The organism is Amphritea opalescens (assembly GCF_003957515.1).
GTDB lineage: Bacteria > Pseudomonadota > Gammaproteobacteria > Pseudomonadales > Balneatricaceae > Amphritea > Amphritea opalescens.
This window is the reverse complement of record NZ_RQXW01000029.1, coordinates 1-16,544: the sequence shown is the minus strand read 5'-3', so window position 1 is coordinate 16,544 and position 16,544 is coordinate 1. Positions and strand designations below refer to the sequence as shown.

General features: G+C 46.3%; 13 protein-coding genes. All 13 read right to left on the bottom strand.

Annotation, left to right across the window (positions count from 1 at the left end; all coding sequences use genetic code 11):
• The coding region (locus tag EH243_RS18210) for an Ig-like domain-containing protein (protein WP_206441666.1) at positions 1-1,033 on the bottom strand (1,033 nt) is incomplete at its 3' end.
• Positions 1,034-1,085: 52 nt separating this feature from the next.
• On the bottom strand, positions 1,086-1,985 hold the full coding sequence (locus EH243_RS18205) for an OmpA family protein (protein ID WP_126160088.1): 900 nt from the start codon (positions 1,983-1,985) through the stop codon (positions 1,086-1,088).
• Positions 1,986-2,571: 586 nt separating this feature from the next.
• Positions 2,572-3,108 (bottom strand): elongation factor P hydroxylase, encoded by a 537-nt coding sequence (locus EH243_RS18200; RefSeq protein ID WP_126160087.1) that lies wholly within the window; start codon positions 3,106-3,108, stop codon positions 2,572-2,574.
• A gap of 15 nt (positions 3,109-3,123) precedes the next feature.
• Positions 3,124-3,780 (bottom strand): hypothetical protein, encoded by a 657-nt coding sequence (locus tag EH243_RS18195; protein ID WP_126160086.1) that lies wholly within the window; start codon positions 3,778-3,780, stop codon positions 3,124-3,126.
• Positions 3,781-3,901: 121 nt separating this feature from the next.
• Positions 3,902-4,216, bottom strand: a complete 315-nt coding sequence (soxZ, locus tag EH243_RS18190) for a thiosulfate oxidation carrier complex protein SoxZ (protein ID WP_126160085.1) — start codon at positions 4,214-4,216, stop codon at positions 3,902-3,904.
• A gap of 23 nt (positions 4,217-4,239) precedes the next feature.
• The gene (locus tag EH243_RS18185) at positions 4,240-4,692 is read right to left on the bottom strand and encodes a thiosulfate oxidation carrier protein SoxY (protein ID WP_126160084.1); all 453 of its coding nucleotides are present in this window, start codon (positions 4,690-4,692) and stop codon (positions 4,240-4,242) included.
• A gap of 170 nt (positions 4,693-4,862) precedes the next feature.
• Positions 4,863-5,642, bottom strand: a complete 780-nt coding sequence (locus tag EH243_RS18180; protein WP_126160083.1) for an enoyl-CoA hydratase — start codon at positions 5,640-5,642, stop codon at positions 4,863-4,865.
• A 95-nt stretch (positions 5,643-5,737) separates the two neighbouring features.
• Positions 5,738-6,190 (bottom strand): YaiI/YqxD family protein, encoded by a 453-nt coding sequence (locus tag EH243_RS18175; RefSeq protein WP_126160082.1) that lies wholly within the window; start codon positions 6,188-6,190, stop codon positions 5,738-5,740.
• 31 nt (positions 6,191-6,221) lie between these two features.
• The gene (ttcA, locus tag EH243_RS18170) at positions 6,222-7,100 is read right to left on the bottom strand and encodes a tRNA 2-thiocytidine(32) synthetase TtcA (RefSeq protein ID WP_126160081.1); all 879 of its coding nucleotides are present in this window, start codon (positions 7,098-7,100) and stop codon (positions 6,222-6,224) included.
• Between the two features lie 114 nt (positions 7,101-7,214).
• Positions 7,215-8,567 (bottom strand): TolC family outer membrane protein, encoded by a 1,353-nt coding sequence (locus tag EH243_RS18165; RefSeq protein ID WP_126160080.1) that lies wholly within the window; start codon positions 8,565-8,567, stop codon positions 7,215-7,217.
• A gap of 35 nt (positions 8,568-8,602) precedes the next feature.
• Complete coding sequence (locus EH243_RS18160) at positions 8,603-10,093, bottom strand: HlyD family type I secretion periplasmic adaptor subunit (protein ID WP_126160079.1); 1,491 nt, start codon at positions 10,091-10,093, stop codon at positions 8,603-8,605.
• On the bottom strand, positions 10,093-12,273 hold the full coding sequence (locus tag EH243_RS18155; RefSeq protein WP_126160078.1) for a type I secretion system permease/ATPase: 2,181 nt from the start codon (positions 12,271-12,273) through the stop codon (positions 10,093-10,095). Before EH243_RS18155 ends, EH243_RS18160 begins: the two co-directional genes overlap by 1 nt.
• 169 nt (positions 12,274-12,442) lie before the next feature.
• The coding region (locus EH243_RS18150) for a type I secretion C-terminal target domain-containing protein (RefSeq protein ID WP_126160077.1) at positions 12,443-16,544 on the bottom strand (4,102 nt) is incomplete at its 5' end.

Below are 16,544 nucleotides of genomic sequence, written 5' to 3'. Positions count from 1 at the left end.
TGCTACCGTCGCCATTCATTGGGGCGATCGCATCGATAATCACAGTACCTGGGCCACTAGTATTACCTGCCTCATCGGTCGCGGTAGCACTCACCTCAACACCATCAGCAATCGGTGTCGTCGGCGTTACACTCCAATCACCATTTTCATCTGCGGTCGTAGTGAGGTCGGTGACACCATCCCCATCAATATCGATATTTACGGTACTACCCGCTTCCGCGGTACCCGTAAGTTCTTCCCCATCACTAGGATTAATTATCGGTGCGGCAGGCGCGATTGTATCAACCGTAATAACACCGTCGATTTGACTTTCATTGCCAGCAGGATCTGTTGCCACGACTGTAACGGGCGTTTCGCCTTCGGCTAATTCAGCAAGTTCATCATCAGCTAATTCCCAAGTACCATCACCATTATTGGTTGCCTCATATTCATCACCATCAACAATAACCCTGATCTCTGCATCATTGTCATCAATGGTGCCCGTTAAAGCAGGAGTACTATCGTTTGTCAGCAGCGAATCAATCGTTACACTTGGCGGTGTGTTATCAGAATCATCTGAATCAGAAGATCCGCCAGAAGCAATAGCGGCACCTAGTGCAAGCCCTCCCAAAACAACAGGCCAAAACGGAAAAACGGAATTAACTGCATCATAACCTAAGCTTTGATAAGCCGTTTCACCTTCTTCAAGCTCCCATAAAAGGTCACTTTCCAAACCCGTTTGAGGTACAAAATTATAATAAGAGCCATCTTCAGCCAAACCAACTAATACTGGTGGCGTATCGAGGTTATAATAATTTGAAATAACTAAATCAGGTGACGCATCAGCTGCATGCCCTTCCAATCTAATTTCTAGATCTGCATTATTTCGCTTAACAAGCACCTGTTGCGGTGCGACATCAGCATCTAACTGGCGAAGTTCTATCGCTGTATCAGTTTGAGCATCGATTTGAACTAGACCTTCATTTGAACCCACTAATTGTGAGTCCAAAATACCGTCAGAATTTTGAACAATAACTTGAAAAGGAGTGGTCATATGGAACCTACAAAATAATTTATTTGATTAATACTGCTCAAACTTAATTAGATTACTTTGCCTGAGACTCATAGTGTCCGATGAGCTGCACACTAACTCTGCGGTCCGGCTGAAGGCATTTAATAAGCTCTGGTCGAGCGAGAGAATCAGAACAATTTGTAGTTATTGGTTCAGCACTACCAAATCCAATCGCCTGAATATCACCTGGCACACCATGACTGATCAGGTAGGATGCTACGGTTTTAGCGCGCCTTTCTGATAATGTTTGATTATGAGTATCGCTACCGAGTCTATCGGCATAACCAACGACAACAACCCGGTTAGATTTCATATCAAAAGCGCTAACTTCTTCAACTAACTTGTCGAGTCGGTTCTTAGCAACCAGATCACTTAACATACCGCCATCAAATGCAAATAGAGCATCTGCATTAAGATCAATCTCTTTCAGTATGACTTCTTTTTCAGGAGAACATTGAGGAAAATTTCGATTAGCGAGGAAAGATTTATATTCAAGATTAGTTAACTCATCTTGCGCAATAGCTTCATTAACTAGTTCAAATCTTATTACACCTTTAGAGGCGGAAACGATTTTAACAAATAAATCTTTATCCGGAGTCGACTTAAAATTAATACTCTGCTTAATATCTTCAGTTGTTTTAAGTGTTAACTCATTATCACCAAAACAAAGACTACTAACGAGATACTGCCCAGGCATAAGCCCGCCTACCACTCGTTGATCATGCGTCACCAAAACAGAATTAGCGTCAAAATTGTCCGCATCTATATCTGTACGATAAACAATAAGTTCAGCCTGATTAAAGCTCGGTGAAATATGACTCTCTTGGATCGTTTCTTTAGGTCCAATCAAGTAGTTAGGTGTGCTAGTCGAACACCCTGAAGCCAAAAAAATAGACGTGGAAAGACAAAAAATAAAAAGAGCTTTTGTTAACATTTAGATTCCCTTTCAAACAGCAACAATCCCGATGCGAATGATAATTAAGGAAATTAAAAATATCAACTAGGGAAAACCTCTAAAAACATTACAATTAATATGGATTTAGTTGACAATTAAGTAGCACTAAAACAGCAGAGTGATGGATAAAAATCTCACTAAAACCTACAAGAATAGCGGGCTACAGAGGTACTCCCTTTCCATCAAAAAATACTTAAAAGTGTGTTTTAAATGTCATTTTCCTTGTAAAAAAAACAACCGATATCGAGTGATTTTTTTAAAAAAACTTTATTAATTGGTTATAAATCAACCTTAGACAGGCAGAATTTATCCTCCTGAGCCATCAACTCAAACGCTTAATCACTTCAAAATACCCGTACGATGACAGTCCTTCATTCACTAAATGATAGCTGTAAAAGCTTATGATGAGGGATCTAAATTAGAATCTGGCAATTGAAAAAAAGTACAGCAAACAAAAATGGTTCTCGGTTGACTGTAGTCGATCACGAATACAATACGTCAAAAAAAGAATACTAGGATAAGGGAAAATAGAAAAAATTAAACACTAACATTTCAGCAAACGATATCACTTTCCCTCTAACGAGAATCGTTCAGGGGTCAGTGGTGGAGTGCCATAATACTGCTGTAGGGCTTGAATTAACTGCGCTGGGCGCTCAGGAATCCCTTCAGTAAGATATTGCAGCACTTGCTGTTGCACACTCGCCTTAAAGCTATCGCTCGCGCCCATATTAGCGCCAAGGTTATCCGCGCTAAAATGAAACTTATGCCCCGCCGCTTCTGATAACAACCACTCCAATGCCTGGGGTTTAATCTCAACTTTTTCAAACTCAGCCTGTTCAGCGGCGGTACGGCCATCGGGTTTATACCAATAACCAAAATCGACCAGCAGGCGCCTTTGTTCACCAGCTACACACCAGTGACTCAGCTCGTGCAGCGCGCTGGCAAAAAAACCATGGGCGAAAATAATTCGATGTTGCAGGTGTTTATCATCCGCGGGCAGATAGATCGGTTCGTCGTCTCCCCGCTCCAATACGGTATTCAAGCTCTCGCTGAATAATCCATTGAATAGATGAATTAAACTCTCAGGTGTTCGTGGATTCATAGTAATCAATACAATTTATGGCTGATATTTAACCCAGGTCGTTTGGTTTAGCCACCAACTCTCACCGGTATTATGATCGATACGGGCCGCCACATAGCCCTTTACATCGCCATTCGCACGAATCAGCTGTACATCATAGGAAGAAATAGAAGGAGAACCTTCCTCTGCTAGAGGTTGCCAGTTATTGGCTGCCGAGATCCAACTCTCGCCGGAAAACCGGTTATAACGGATCATGACCCACTGCCCCTTAGCGGTGTAACAGCTTGCTAGCATAAAGGGATCACCGCCACCGAGCTCAGGGGCAATTTGCTGCAGCTCAAGCAACTGTTGATCCAAACGAGCCATCATATCCTGCATCTCATTATCGACAGGGGCAGCATTCGGTGTTGCAGTCGACCGCTTAACCTCTTGTGCTAACACCTGAAACTGCGTGAGTAATAACTGCACCCGTTCAGCCACCGCACTATTTTGTACTTTCAATTCAAGAAACTGTTCCTGCAGCAGGGTAATACGGCTATTCAACTTCTCGAACTGTTCTCCCTGATCAACGGCAACAACCGGTGAACTATTCACCGGTTCGCTTGCAGGCTCAGAATCCGGCTTAACATTTACTGCATTACAGCCCGTCAGTGCCAAAAAACTGAGAAGGACCAATACACCTATTCGATTCACGCTGCTCTCCTGCTATTGATGCTTACTTTCGACGGACGGCTATACCGCTAGCCGCGCCTATTCTAACGGATGACAAGACCGAGTAGAACCTCTGACACCGACGGATAAACGCTAGTCGGTGTTATTCAATCACCACGGTTTGACTACCCGTGTTACCGCTACTCTCAACCCAATTAATGACTAACTCATCACCGCTGACCGCACCCGAAAAACTGAAACCTAAAAAGGGATTACTCGCGACAGCCACACTCAGGTTCGCACTAAACACCATTTCTCCCGCATGTAACACCGTCACCTGTTGCAGAAACAGTGCAGGGATTCGTTCCTCAGTGATTTCATCAAAACCGAGACCATCATGCATCGGGTGGTTAGCAGTCATCTTCACCCGGGTTACCTGATCACTCACCTTGGTCTTAACCGTCATAATATCCGTCATAAAACAATCCTCCTGTTCTCAGGTTAACCGCAATCACCGCTAGATATTTTTGCCTCCTGAGAGGCACTTAACAGTTGTTCACCCGTTTTAACGACGGCTGTCACGGTTGATGTTTGCGGGATACGGATACGCGTCAGCACCTCTCCCTGCGCCCTTGCTGGCAGAATAAACTCAGCCACTAACGGGTTTTCACTACCTTCGATAAACAAACTAATGGATTCAACATTGGGTAACGAGGTGATAACCGATACCGGTACCGACATACCATCAGCCACCCTCATGGGCAGTTTCAGATGAACCTCATCACTGACCACAGGTTCAGCGCCAAACATTAGCTTGATCGCCTCAGCTTGAGTCTCAGCAGCAAAGGCCGCCTGATTCCATTCAGCGAGAACCTGCCGGGGTAGTAATACGCCGATGCCAAGCAATGCTCCACAGGAAGTGATCGCCTTAATGACCGCTCGTCGATTCATCATTTTTTATCCTTCACCTATCAGTACAACATCAAACAATGGCCACAACCTGATTGATCCAACCTCTGCCATGAGGGAATCTTACCCCATTAATGCCGCCGACCCCGCATGATAACCAGCAGAAAAACAAAAGCCGCAGAGATCACTGCGGCTTGATGGGTTAAACGAACGGTTTAGCGATGCTGCCAACGGGGTTTACGTTTATTAATAAAAGCATCAATTCCCTCGCCTGCATCGTGGGTGAGCATATTCTCAGTCATCACTCGACTACATTCGACATACGCCTCGTCCAAGGGCTTATCGATTTGACGCACATAAGCTTGTTTACCGATCGAGATCGCTTTACGCGAACTAGCCGCGATTTTACCCGCTACCTCATCGGTTTTTTGCTCCACTAACTCATCCGCGACGACCCAGTTCACTAGACCGATCTCGGCCGCTTTTGCCGCACTGATCATATCACCGAGCAAGAGCATCTCCATCGCATGCTTTTTACTGACAGATCGACTCAGAGCAACCATGGGTGTGGAACAGAACAAACCGATATTAACGCCTGGTGTGGCAAAACGAGATTTATCACTGGCCACCGCAAGATCACAACTCGCCACTATCTGACAACCGGCGGCTGTCGCAACCCCATGCACTTGAGCAATCACAGGGATGGGTAAATTAACGATGCTCTGCATTAATTCTGAACAGGTATCAAAAGTACACTGATAATAATCTTCTTCACCTTCGCCAATGATCTGCTTTAAATCATGGCCGGAACAGAAACCGCGACCACTGCCCTTTAACACCACAACACGTACCGAATTGTCATCGGCGATCAAACCGAACTCTGCAATCAGTGCTTGCATCAGTTCCATCGACAAGGAGTTATAGGCATCAGGACGGTTAAGTGTCAGGGTACAAACACCATCAATATCATTTCGAATTAAGAGTGCATCGTTCATAGAAACCTCAGTTCTTATTTTTAAGACCTAAGAAACTAATCCAAAACAGCACAAAAATAAAGGTTTACCCTAGGTTTTATCTAAAAACCAGGTGATCATCGAACAACATGCTTAACCAAAAAACGGTCTAACTGATTGGCAAACTGCTGCCGATCCTGTTGATTGAGTTTTGCAGGCCCACCGGTGTCGATACCTGAACCCCGTAGCTGATCCATAAAATCACGCATATTGAGCCGCTGCCGAATATTTTCAGGGGTATAGAACTCACCCCGAGGATTCAACGCATGGGCACCTTTTTCAAGCACCTCCGATGCCAGAGGAATATCCGCTGTAATCACAAGATCACCGGGTACGCTTTTTTGAACAATATAATTGTCAGCCACATCAAAGCCCGCGGGTACCTGCACCGCACTGACAAAGGCAGATGATGGGGTTTGCAAAAACTGATTTGCTACCAGTACCGTCTTAACCCCTAACCGCTCCGCTGCCCGATACAGTATCTCTTTAACCACATTAGGACAGGCATCAGCATCAACCCAGATATTCATTTGGTGAACTCCTTGGCATCGAGGTGAACGATCAAAGTGAAAGGATATCGATCATTTCCGGTAACGCACTGGCTGGTTCAGCGCCACGCTGAGCCGCAGCACCTTGTGGATAACCCCGCTCCAGCCCTTTAAAGTCGAATAATTCCGTATCCACTAAGTGGGATGGAACAACATTGCGTAATGAGCGGAACATAATTTCGATACGGCCGGGGTGATGCTTATCCCAATCTTGCAGCATCTCTTTAACCACTTGGCGCTGTAGACCATCCTGTGAGCCACACAAGTTGCAGGGAATAATCGGGAATTCACGCAATTCAGCATAGGCTGCGATATCTTTTTCGCGGGCATAAGCAAGCGGTCGGATGACCATATTTTTGCCATCATCACTCAACAACTTAGGCGGCATCGATTTAAGTTTGCCACCATAAAACATATTCAGAAAAAACGTTTCTAAAATATCGTCACGGTGATGACCCAGGGCTATTTTATTAGCGCCGACCTCTTCGGCAAAACCGTAGAGTGTTCCACGTCGTAGGCGTGAGCATAAAGAGCAGGTGGTTTTACCTTCCGGTATGAGCTCTTTAACCACCGAATAAGTATCCCTTTCAATAATATGAAAAGATACGCCAACCTGAGCAAGATACTCGGGGAGTACGTGTTCAGGAAAGCCCGGTTGTTTTTGGTCCAAATTAACCGCCAGAATTTCAAAATGAATCGGCGCACTTTTCTGGAGATTCATCAGAATATCCAACATGGCAAAGGAATCCTTACCACCGGACAAACACACCATCACCTTGTCGCCATCTTCGATCATATTAAAATCTTCGATGGCACGACCCGCTTCACGCCGTAGTCGTTTCTGCAGTTTGTTTAGACGGGTTTTCTGTTGCTTTGCCGGTTCTTCGCTCATAGATACATTCAAGACTGTTAAAAAGGCGGGGATTATAGCGGATTGTCAAACAAGATTCAGCCAGCAAATCAGTGGTAGCCAAGGCTACCACTTAATTACCCTGAGATGATCTGTTTAGTCACGTTGCGCAGAGACTTCTGCTTGGTCTTCAAGGGTCAGAACAGATTCACGATCAAGGTTAAGCACGCTCAGTAACTCACCCATCGCATTTAGCACTCGGAATTGAGTCAACACGCGATCTTTATCCGCAGACAGTAGTTCGCGTCGTGCTTCAAAGAGTTCATTCTCGGCATCCAATAAATCGACCAAGGTACGACGTCCCAAGCTGAACTGCTGCTTGTAAGCATCCAAGGTTTTTTCAGCTTCGATTACGTGGGCTTCAAGAAACTCCATTTGCCGCTCTAATAACTGATAAGCGTTCCATGACAGGCTCATACCTTCAGCGACTTCACGTTGTGCCCGATCACGAATGGCACTGGCTTCCATCAGTTGATAGTAAGCTTCTTTCTTACGATAAGAATCCGCATTACCGTTAAATAGGTTATAACGCATCCGAATCATAGCAGTCAGGTCATTGGTATAACCTTCGGTACCATCGATATTATTATTCCATGTGCCACCTAGCTCTAAGCGCACATCGGGATGAAAATCGGAATCACGGGTTTTTAATTGCGCCACCGCAGCATCCACATCGAGTTGCGCTGATTGCAGTGTTGGATGAACCCTACCTGCACGCTCTAGTGCTTGATCATAAGATATCGGTAAAAACTCATCAACGGACTCAGGTTTCACTAAGCCGATCGCTTCTTGACCGACGATTTTGTAATAACGGGCCTTAGCATCCAGAACATTATTATCGGTTGCTAAGTAATTAGTATGCGCCCGACTCAATCGCCCCTTCACCTGAGATAGATCAGAAGCAGAACCTAAACCGTGCTCTGAACGTTTGCGTATACCGTCAAGAATTTCAATATGCGCTTCAAGGTTGGCGGCGGCCAGTACAGATTCTTCTTGCGCATGGATCACCGTCATATAGGCATCAGCTACTTCGAGTGTGGTATTTTCAGCAACATTCCAGAGTTGAAATCGATGCGCTTCGGCTTCGGCTTTCGTCCGGTCGTTATTATTCTTAGTGCGCAATCCGTCGTACAACAACTGACTCATGGTCAGCGACGCTTCGCCACGCTCTAGATCGACATAATCTGAACTGCCGGTTGCGGTACGCGTAGTTGGACTATCGGTCCACTCACCACCCCAGCCCAACGCCAGATCGACTGTTGGTTTATAGCCAGCCTTGGACACACCCATCTGCTCGATGCGACTCAAATACTGGTTTTTTACAATCGCAACATCAGGTGAGTTGCCAATGGCAAAAGACGTTGCTTCCACCAGAGTCTGTGACGAGACTGTACCCGACCACATCACCATTGCTAGCGCACTAGCCGTTATTTTATTTATATGACCCATTGAACCGTTCCCCCCGGATAAAGTCCTTTTAAACGTTATCGTTCTCTTAATGCCTGCTGCTGAGCTTTAAAGATAGGCTTAAGCAGATAATCAAGTACGCTCTTTTTCCCCGTCATAATGTCAACTGTCGCCATCATGCCGGGAATTATTGGCAGTGAAGTAACACCCCGCCCCAAATCTGTATTTTCTGTACGTACGCGTATCAGGTAATAAAGATTACCCTTTTCATCTTCAATCGTATCTGCGCTGATATGTTCCAGTGTACCTTTCAAGCTACCATAGATGGAAAAATCATAGGCCGTTAATCGAACCACCGCGCTTAACCCCGGCCGTAAGAAAGCGATATCCTTAGGGGATATCTTCGCTTCAATCAGTAGATGATCTTCAGTCGGAACAATCTCGATCAAATCCATTCCTGGCTGAATAACACCACCGATGGTATTAACAGAAATGGTTTTGATGGTGCCATGCACCGGCGACACAACCATTGTCCGATCTACGCGATCTCGTAAGTTAACCTGCGCTTCCGTTTTTTGTTTTAATTCATCCAGACTTTCATTCAATTTTTGCTGGCTTTCGCTGCGAGCATTTAACGCGATTTCACGACGTTTCGCAACCGACTCTTCGATACTTAGCCGAACTTTAGGCAGCAATAACTTCGCGCCCTCAAGCTCTTGTTTATAACTATTGAGCTCTCTTTCTAGTTTGATTAACTCAATTTCAGGAATAACACCCTCATCGGCTAAGGGTTTCGTCATTTTTAGTTCACGCAAACCCAATTGATAAGAGCGATATAGATGGCTTATTTTAGATTCGAGTTCTTTCGCTTCTTGATCACCCTGCTGAATCTGTCGACCAATAATATCTAACTGGTTATTTAGATTCCTCAGATATTCCGTTAATTGGGATTGCTCCCTATCGAGTAAATCGGGGTTCTCTGTCTGCCAGTCAGCACTCAGTGCGATCGGCTGCGGTTCGATCTTAACCTGCTCTTTCCACTCACTCTTAGCCGCGGTATCGTTGATGATAATACTTTCAAGTTCTGCACGGTGGCGAGCAATCGACACTTCGATATGAGCTTTCTCTTGCGCCTGCCCTCGAAAATCGGATAAGAACCGTGTTTCATCCAAGCGTAACAGAGGCTGACCCGCTTCGACCTTATCACCCTCTTTAACATATAACTCTTTAAGAATACCGCCCTCAAGATACTGTACGACCTGTATCTGCTTTGATGGAATCACACTCCCTTCACCGCGGGTAATTTCATCTAATTCGGCAAAATACGCCCAAACAATCGCCACCACCACAAAGCAGACCACGCCCCAAAGTAGTATCTGCGAGCTACGTGGCGTATCTAGTAATACACTCGCCGCAGCGTTATCAATAAAATCGTGCAGATCATCATCAACCGCACTTTTACCCTGTTGCGTTTGCTTAGCCGGCTGCACTTTACTCAACGTTTTACTCGCCTCTGAGACGGGCTTATCTGCAGCAGCCGGAACGTTATCGTTAGGAAGGTCCGCCATTAGGATTTCCCCTCCTGTTTCGCCTTCTGTTGACTAACACCATCCCGTAACCAGTTAATGACCTCCGCTTTCGGCCCATCGGCAATCAAACGGCCATTTTCGAGCACGATAATACGATCAACAACATCTAACAGGCTCGACTTATGGGTACTCAGAATGACCGTTTTGCTACGATCTAAAGCTTTCAGCTGGTTCATTAACCGCACTTCTGACTTGCGATCTAAATGACTACTCGGCTCGTCTAACAGCATAATCGGCGGGTCCATCACAATCGCTCTAGCGGCCGCAACGGACTGACGCTGCCCACCAGAGAGCTGCCGTCCCCCTTCACCTACCTGTCGCTCTAAGCCTTCAGGATCATTGTTAGTAAACGCAGTGACACCACCCCACTCGGCAGCCCGTAATAAGTTTTCATCACTGGTAAAAGGCGCACCCATCACGATGTTGTCTCGGATACTACCGAAGAACAGGTGGTTTTCTTGCATGATCGCACCGACATTACGGCGTAAATCAGCCGGATGAAGCTGCGCGATATTCACTCCGTCGATACGGACATCACCCTGAGTGCACTGATACAATCCAAGAATCAATTTCTCTAATGAGCTTTTACCCGCCCCTATACCACCGATAAGAGCGACCCGTTCACCGGGTTGAATGGTAAAGCTAACATCTTGCAGCGCATAGCGCTGTTGCCCAGGGTAGGAAAAACACACCTTATCAAACTCAATTTTACCCTGCAGTTTAGGACGGCTCACGTAGCTCTTGCCCTCTTCTTCCTCAACAGGCATCTCCATCACCTGATTAATAAGGCTCATCGAGGCTTTCGCTTGGTTATATCGCGTCGCCAGTAACGACAGTTGCGCCAACGGTTGCACCGCCCTCCCAGCTAACATCACTGAAGCAATAATGCCGCCCATACTGAGGTCTCCCGCCGCCACTAGGTACACACCTAGAACCACGATCCCCACTGTCATCATCTGCTGTAAAAAACCAGATAAAGACGATGCACCATTGGCTAATTTTCGGGTTTGAATATCATGCTGGCCCATCTTACTGACCGCTTGTTCCCACACCACCTGATACTGACTCTGAGCACCGTTGATCTTAACCGCTTCAATACCCGTCAAACCTTCGACCAAGGTTGCCTGCTTTTGTGAAGCAATCTTTGAGGTGATCTCGATCTGTCTAGCCAGTGGTTTTTGAATATAGAGGCTATAGCCAATTAAAATAATCATCACCGTCAGCGGTACGAGCGCCAACGGGCCGCCAACAATCCAGATAACTAATAGGAATAGCAACGCGAATGGCAGGTCAATCAGTGCCCCTAGCGTCGCCGAGGTAATAAATTCCCGAATCATTTCGAACGATTGCAAATTGTTCGCGAAAGCGCCGACAGACAGAGGCCGGGCTTCTAACCTGATCCCCATCACCCGCGCGAATATCTTCGCCGACAGCTGTAGATCCAGTTTTTTACCCGCCACATCGATAAAATAGGAACGAAGATGCTTGAGTATCAGGTCAAAAACAAACACTAACCCCACACCAATAGCCAGCACCCAGAGAGAGTCAAACGCAAGATTTGGCACAATCCGGTCGTAGACATTCATCACGAACAGCGGCGATGCAACGGCAAAGAGGTTAATCAACAAAGAAGCGATTAACACATCTCTGTAGATCGGCACCGCACTACGAAAAGTACTCCAGAACCAATGCCCTTCCTGAGTATCGAGAACATCGGGGCTACGCTGATCGAACTGATATTTCTTGCGTATATAGAACAGATGGCCTGAGTAGATTTTTTCCAGCGCCGCCAGAGATAACTCGACCTCACCATCACCACTTTCCGACTGTAGGATTCGCGCGGTACCGGCTTCGTGATTGATCGACATCAAAATGCAACTGCCGTGGTTGTGTAATAACAACACACAGGGCAATAACAGTTCATGTATCTCCGATAAGGATTGGTCAGCCAACCGAGCCGACAAACCAGCACGCTCAGCTGCCCGTGGAAACAGCGCCAATGTTAATCGGTTGTCGACTAGTGGTAAGCCACTACTCAAGGAATCTTCAGAGGCGGGTGTTCCATAGTATTTACTCAAAAGAACCAGAGCATCTAGCAAAGGATCAACAAACTGTTCTCGACTGGTACCAAACACCCAGTCTGATTCTGATTGTTCCACTATTTCTTATTGCCTCTTCGGAATACTATCTTTCTAAAGTATCGATTTAACAAAAACAAATCAACAACTTACGAACTTCCATCAACGAATACCATACGGATGTTTGATATCGCCTCATAACCATAAAAATGGGCAGCTTCCGAAAAAGCCACCCATTATGGTTAAACCATCAAACAATCAGTTTGGATTGATCGATCAACTGAGTAAGCAACTCGTTATTCGTTGCCGACTGATCAACACTAAGGTCTGTTTTCAGACTATCGATACTGACATTATCCAGTACGATCTCCTGAACAACATCACCGCTATCCTTAACTTCCAACACCGTATCGCTGTCGCTATTTTCGGTTAGGCTCAAGTAAGATTCAACGACACCCGGTGATGACATACCCAAAGAATCGAGCAGATCCGATAGATCAATCTTATCCTCAGCAACTGTAAAGTCCTGAATATGATCACTAGCCGGTGCTGTTGCGCTACCTTGGTCGCCCGCGTTCCACTCGAAAGTGTCCGCACCGGCGCTACCTATCAACAGGTCATCACCCTCATCGCCCATCAAAATATCGTTACCACCGAGTCCATCAATGGTGTCATTACCGGTGGTACCAACCAAACGATCATCGCCGGAAGACGGATTGGTATGATATTTTTCAATCACCAGTGTCAACGTCTGATTACCAGACGGATCACCATCATTATCTATCACGCTGATAATGAAGTTTTCGGTTACCGTATCGTTACTTTGCACCGTCGACGTATAGGTGAAGGTTCCGTCACTAAAGTCAAGAACCATATCGCCTTCTGTCAACTTGATGATTTGAACTGGAGCTGAATCTGGATCGGTAGGATCATAACTATAGGGATCGTGATCACCATAGGTCAACTCTAAGACATGTCCGCCGTCTCCACCGAATAGTGCTCCTGAGCTATCAACGCCAGAATACAAGGCTCCATCGACTGTAGCCAATAGCACATCAGCCAGTGAGGTACCCGCAACAGTTGCATCAATTGCGTCCCGCTCCACACTGTAGATTCCGTTATAAGCTATCGGCTCAAGAGAGCTCATCCTTGCACTACTAAAACCAACAGCATATGAATCTATATTATTATTAGTGACAAACGTTTCCCATGCAGTCTTATCCGAAGAACCAATGCTATACCCTCTAGTCGGTGAACCATCGGATAAGAAGTAAGATATATTCTTACCGTCAGAGAGGTAGCCTGACGTTTCAGCGAAGGCTGTTTCTGCTGCCGCCAACGCAGCATCATAGTTAGTAGTACCTGACATATCATCATCATCTAGTCCGATAATGTAGTCCCTAGCATCCGAGATACTAACCCATCCCCCATCTGCAAACGTACTAGCAGTCTTGCTAAAGCTAACGATCTGAACCGCGGTCTCACCGGCCTTAGCATACTCGTCCAGCATGTCGATGAGTGCTGCTTTCATGTCAGTGAGGTTATCCCCTTTCATACTGCCAGAGAAATCTAAGATCAACATGATATTTGATTGCACAACCGGCACTTGAATCGTGTTACTAAGACCGCTATTGAGAGGACTATCATCTTCGACACGGATATTCAAAGTACCACTAGCGCTCTGAGTTCCATCCGTGACCTGTAAATTAAGATCGAAGTTTAGGCTATCTTTACTAGTGCTATCCAAGTGATCAACCGGCCCCAACAATGTAACCGCATAGGTACCGTCATCGGCAAGCTCAATTCGGATAATATCGGTGCCATCAGCGGTGCCCGTTAACGTTTGGTCATTGTTACTCAACGCAAACGTCACGTCATCACCATCGGAGGTGAGTGTCGTACCATTCGATGTCGTCACCGTTGTCACTGCGGCGAATGTGGCCCCAAGCGAATTACCTGAACCATCAACGGCGGTATAGGTTCCGGTGTAAACCGATTCGTTTGTTGTGTCCTCAGGCGTAAGCCCTTCTTCAGACACTTCAGCTGCTTCTACAGCATTGATACTAGGTATAGCATTCACTTCAATCACGGTGATATCAAGGTTTGCCACCGTTTGTGCCGTATCAACAACCGCACCATCAACGATCTCCTGAGAGGTCGCAGTAACCACTAAGGTATGAACTTCACTTTGACCATTGAACAGATCGGTATGCCCAATATAGCTTAGGTTATCTAAATTCCAGTTGGTCACATCAACGTCGGTATTGCCCGCCGTCGCCGTGAAGCTATTAGCAATAGTACCATCCGTTAAAGTAGAGCCTTCAGGTATAGAAGAGATCACCACACTACCGAGGACTTCGGAACCATCGGTATCAACCAGCGTTGAATCGATAGCCGTTAACTTAATCTGCGTATTTTCATAACCTTTGTTTAACTCTATAGGGTAATAACCGCCATCGGTGCCCGTTGCTAGAACAAGATCTGAATGGCTGCCTTCAGCTGCATCAACAACCTCAATACTCGGGTACATATCAACCGCAGTGTTATCAAATGCTTGGCTATCGTCACCATTCACACTTACATTAACCGACAGGTCACCAGGGCCACTGTGGTTATAGATATACATTTCAAAAGTATAATAGCCCGTTGTTGAGGCTGTAAAATCACCATAGGTGGTTACGGCACCACCACCAATAGTATCAGTCCCCGTGGTGGATGTATCATAAGCCCCGTAGGCATCTCCGGTCGTTTTAAGGATGGTATCGCCACCAATCTCAATCAGGAACGCATCATCACTAAAACCATTGAAAGACAACGTAGTACCCGCTTCAAGGTAGATAACCCCAGTAGTGACTTCGATGCTGTCAACGGCGATATTGTCAGTATCATCGCCACCCTCTCGATAAGGCTGAGTAGATACCTGAGTTGTTCCACCGGACAGAGCATCAGAAATGCCTTCCAAATCAACGCTGTCGATTAGCGCGTTATTCTGCCCCACATTGGTATAGACCGTTGTCGTTAAGCCTACAGACTCTGGCACAAAAGCCAGATCAACCAGGTTATCGCCATTGTCTGCCTGAGCACCATTAACCGATAGGTTAGGAGCATCCGCATCAGGCGTCACATCGATGCTGAGTGTCGCCGGAGCCGCACTCCAATTATTGCCATCAGAAACACTGAAGGTAATGGAATCATACGAATTAAGTTGATCCCCTTCTCCAGCACTGTTGTAGTCATCAAAACCAGACTCATGCAATGCAGGTTCAAAGGTCAGCTGCCCTATATCAGCACTATCGATAACATTAGAACCCGCATTAAAGGTTGCTAAGTTAGCGGCTGTTATTGCAACGCCGTTAAACAATAGCGTCCCATCCGTCGGCAGCGATTCGATCCGAATCATCTGCAACGAATCCCCAGCATCAGCATCACTGAAACCAAAGTTTGATGCAGAGAATGTCAGCGTTGTATCTTCGAGAGTCGAAGCACTGCTGTTAATAGCATTAGGTATATTGTCATTATCATTAATGGTACCCGTGCCTGTGGCACTGGTATTCGTGGTTGTACCTGTTGTAACTGTTGCTGTCAGATCAAAGATCTCATTCGCCTCAGCAATGCTATCTGAAACCGTCGCAGAACGTACCTGAATAGAGGTCTCACCTGGTGTAAAGCTTAGGTCACCCGTTACCGCTTCCCACTGGCCAGAGACACTATTGAAGTATTCGAGGTTTGGTGTGTAATCCGTGGTGTCGGTAGCGCTGCCGGTATCAACCGTGGCAACACTAACACTAACAGTTTCAGTGCTCGGATTACTCAGGCTGATGCTGAATTCCATCTGCCCGCCTTCGGTCACACTTGGGCTGCTAACCGTGAGCGTCGGAATATCATTATCCAGATCAGTTCCCGGATCATTGCCGTCAGGACCCGTACCATCATCGGTAATGGTGCCCGTCGCGGTGGCGGCCGTTGTCATGCTGCCAGTCTGACCAGAGATTGAGAAGGTCTCATCCCCTTCATAGACCGCATCATCGGTGGTGTCCACAGCAATTGTCAGACCGGTGGCATCTGCCGGTACGGTCACGGTACTACCATTGAGGGTTAACGTGTCGCCATCGTTAGCACCGCCCACGACAGTCACCGTCATCGCATTGGTGTAGTCGGTGCCGGCGGTTGCAGAGGCAGGGTTAGACTCGCTCAGCGCAAGATCCACATCGTAAGCGATGGCAGCAGAGCCGGTTAGCGTCGCATTGAAGGTCAGCGTGCTGCCCTCTTCCATGCTCGCATCGGCAATGCTGATGCTTGGTACACCATCATCATCATTAATGGTACCCGTACCTGTGGCACTGGTATTCGTG

What these genes read in the sequence shown, in the direction of transcription:
- EH243_RS18205 (WP_126160088.1), bottom strand. Translation starts at nt 1,985, where the DNA reads ATGTTAACAAAAGCTCTTTTTATTTTTTGTCTTTCCACGTCTATTTTT.
- EH243_RS18200 (WP_126160087.1), bottom strand. Translation starts at nt 3,108, where the DNA reads ATGAATCCACGAACACCTGAGAGTTTAATTCATCTATTCAATGGATTA.
- soxZ (WP_126160085.1), bottom strand. Translation starts at nt 4,216, where the DNA reads ATGACGGATATTATGACGGTTAAGACCAAGGTGAGTGATCAGGTAACC.
- EH243_RS18185 (WP_126160084.1), bottom strand. Translation starts at nt 4,692, where the DNA reads ATGATGAATCGACGAGCGGTCATTAAGGCGATCACTTCCTGTGGAGCA.
- EH243_RS18180 (WP_126160083.1), bottom strand. Translation starts at nt 5,642, where the DNA reads ATGAACGATGCACTCTTAATTCGAAATGATATTGATGGTGTTTGTACC.
- EH243_RS18175 (WP_126160082.1), bottom strand. Translation starts at nt 6,190, where the DNA reads ATGAATATCTGGGTTGATGCTGATGCCTGTCCTAATGTGGTTAAAGAG.
- ttcA (WP_126160081.1), bottom strand. Translation starts at nt 7,100, where the DNA reads ATGAGCGAAGAACCGGCAAAGCAACAGAAAACCCGTCTAAACAAACTG.
- EH243_RS18165 (WP_126160080.1), bottom strand. Translation starts at nt 8,567, where the DNA reads ATGGGTCATATAAATAAAATAACGGCTAGTGCGCTAGCAATGGTGATG.
- EH243_RS18160 (WP_126160079.1), bottom strand. Translation starts at nt 10,093, where the DNA reads ATGGCGGACCTTCCTAACGATAACGTTCCGGCTGCTGCAGATAAGCCC.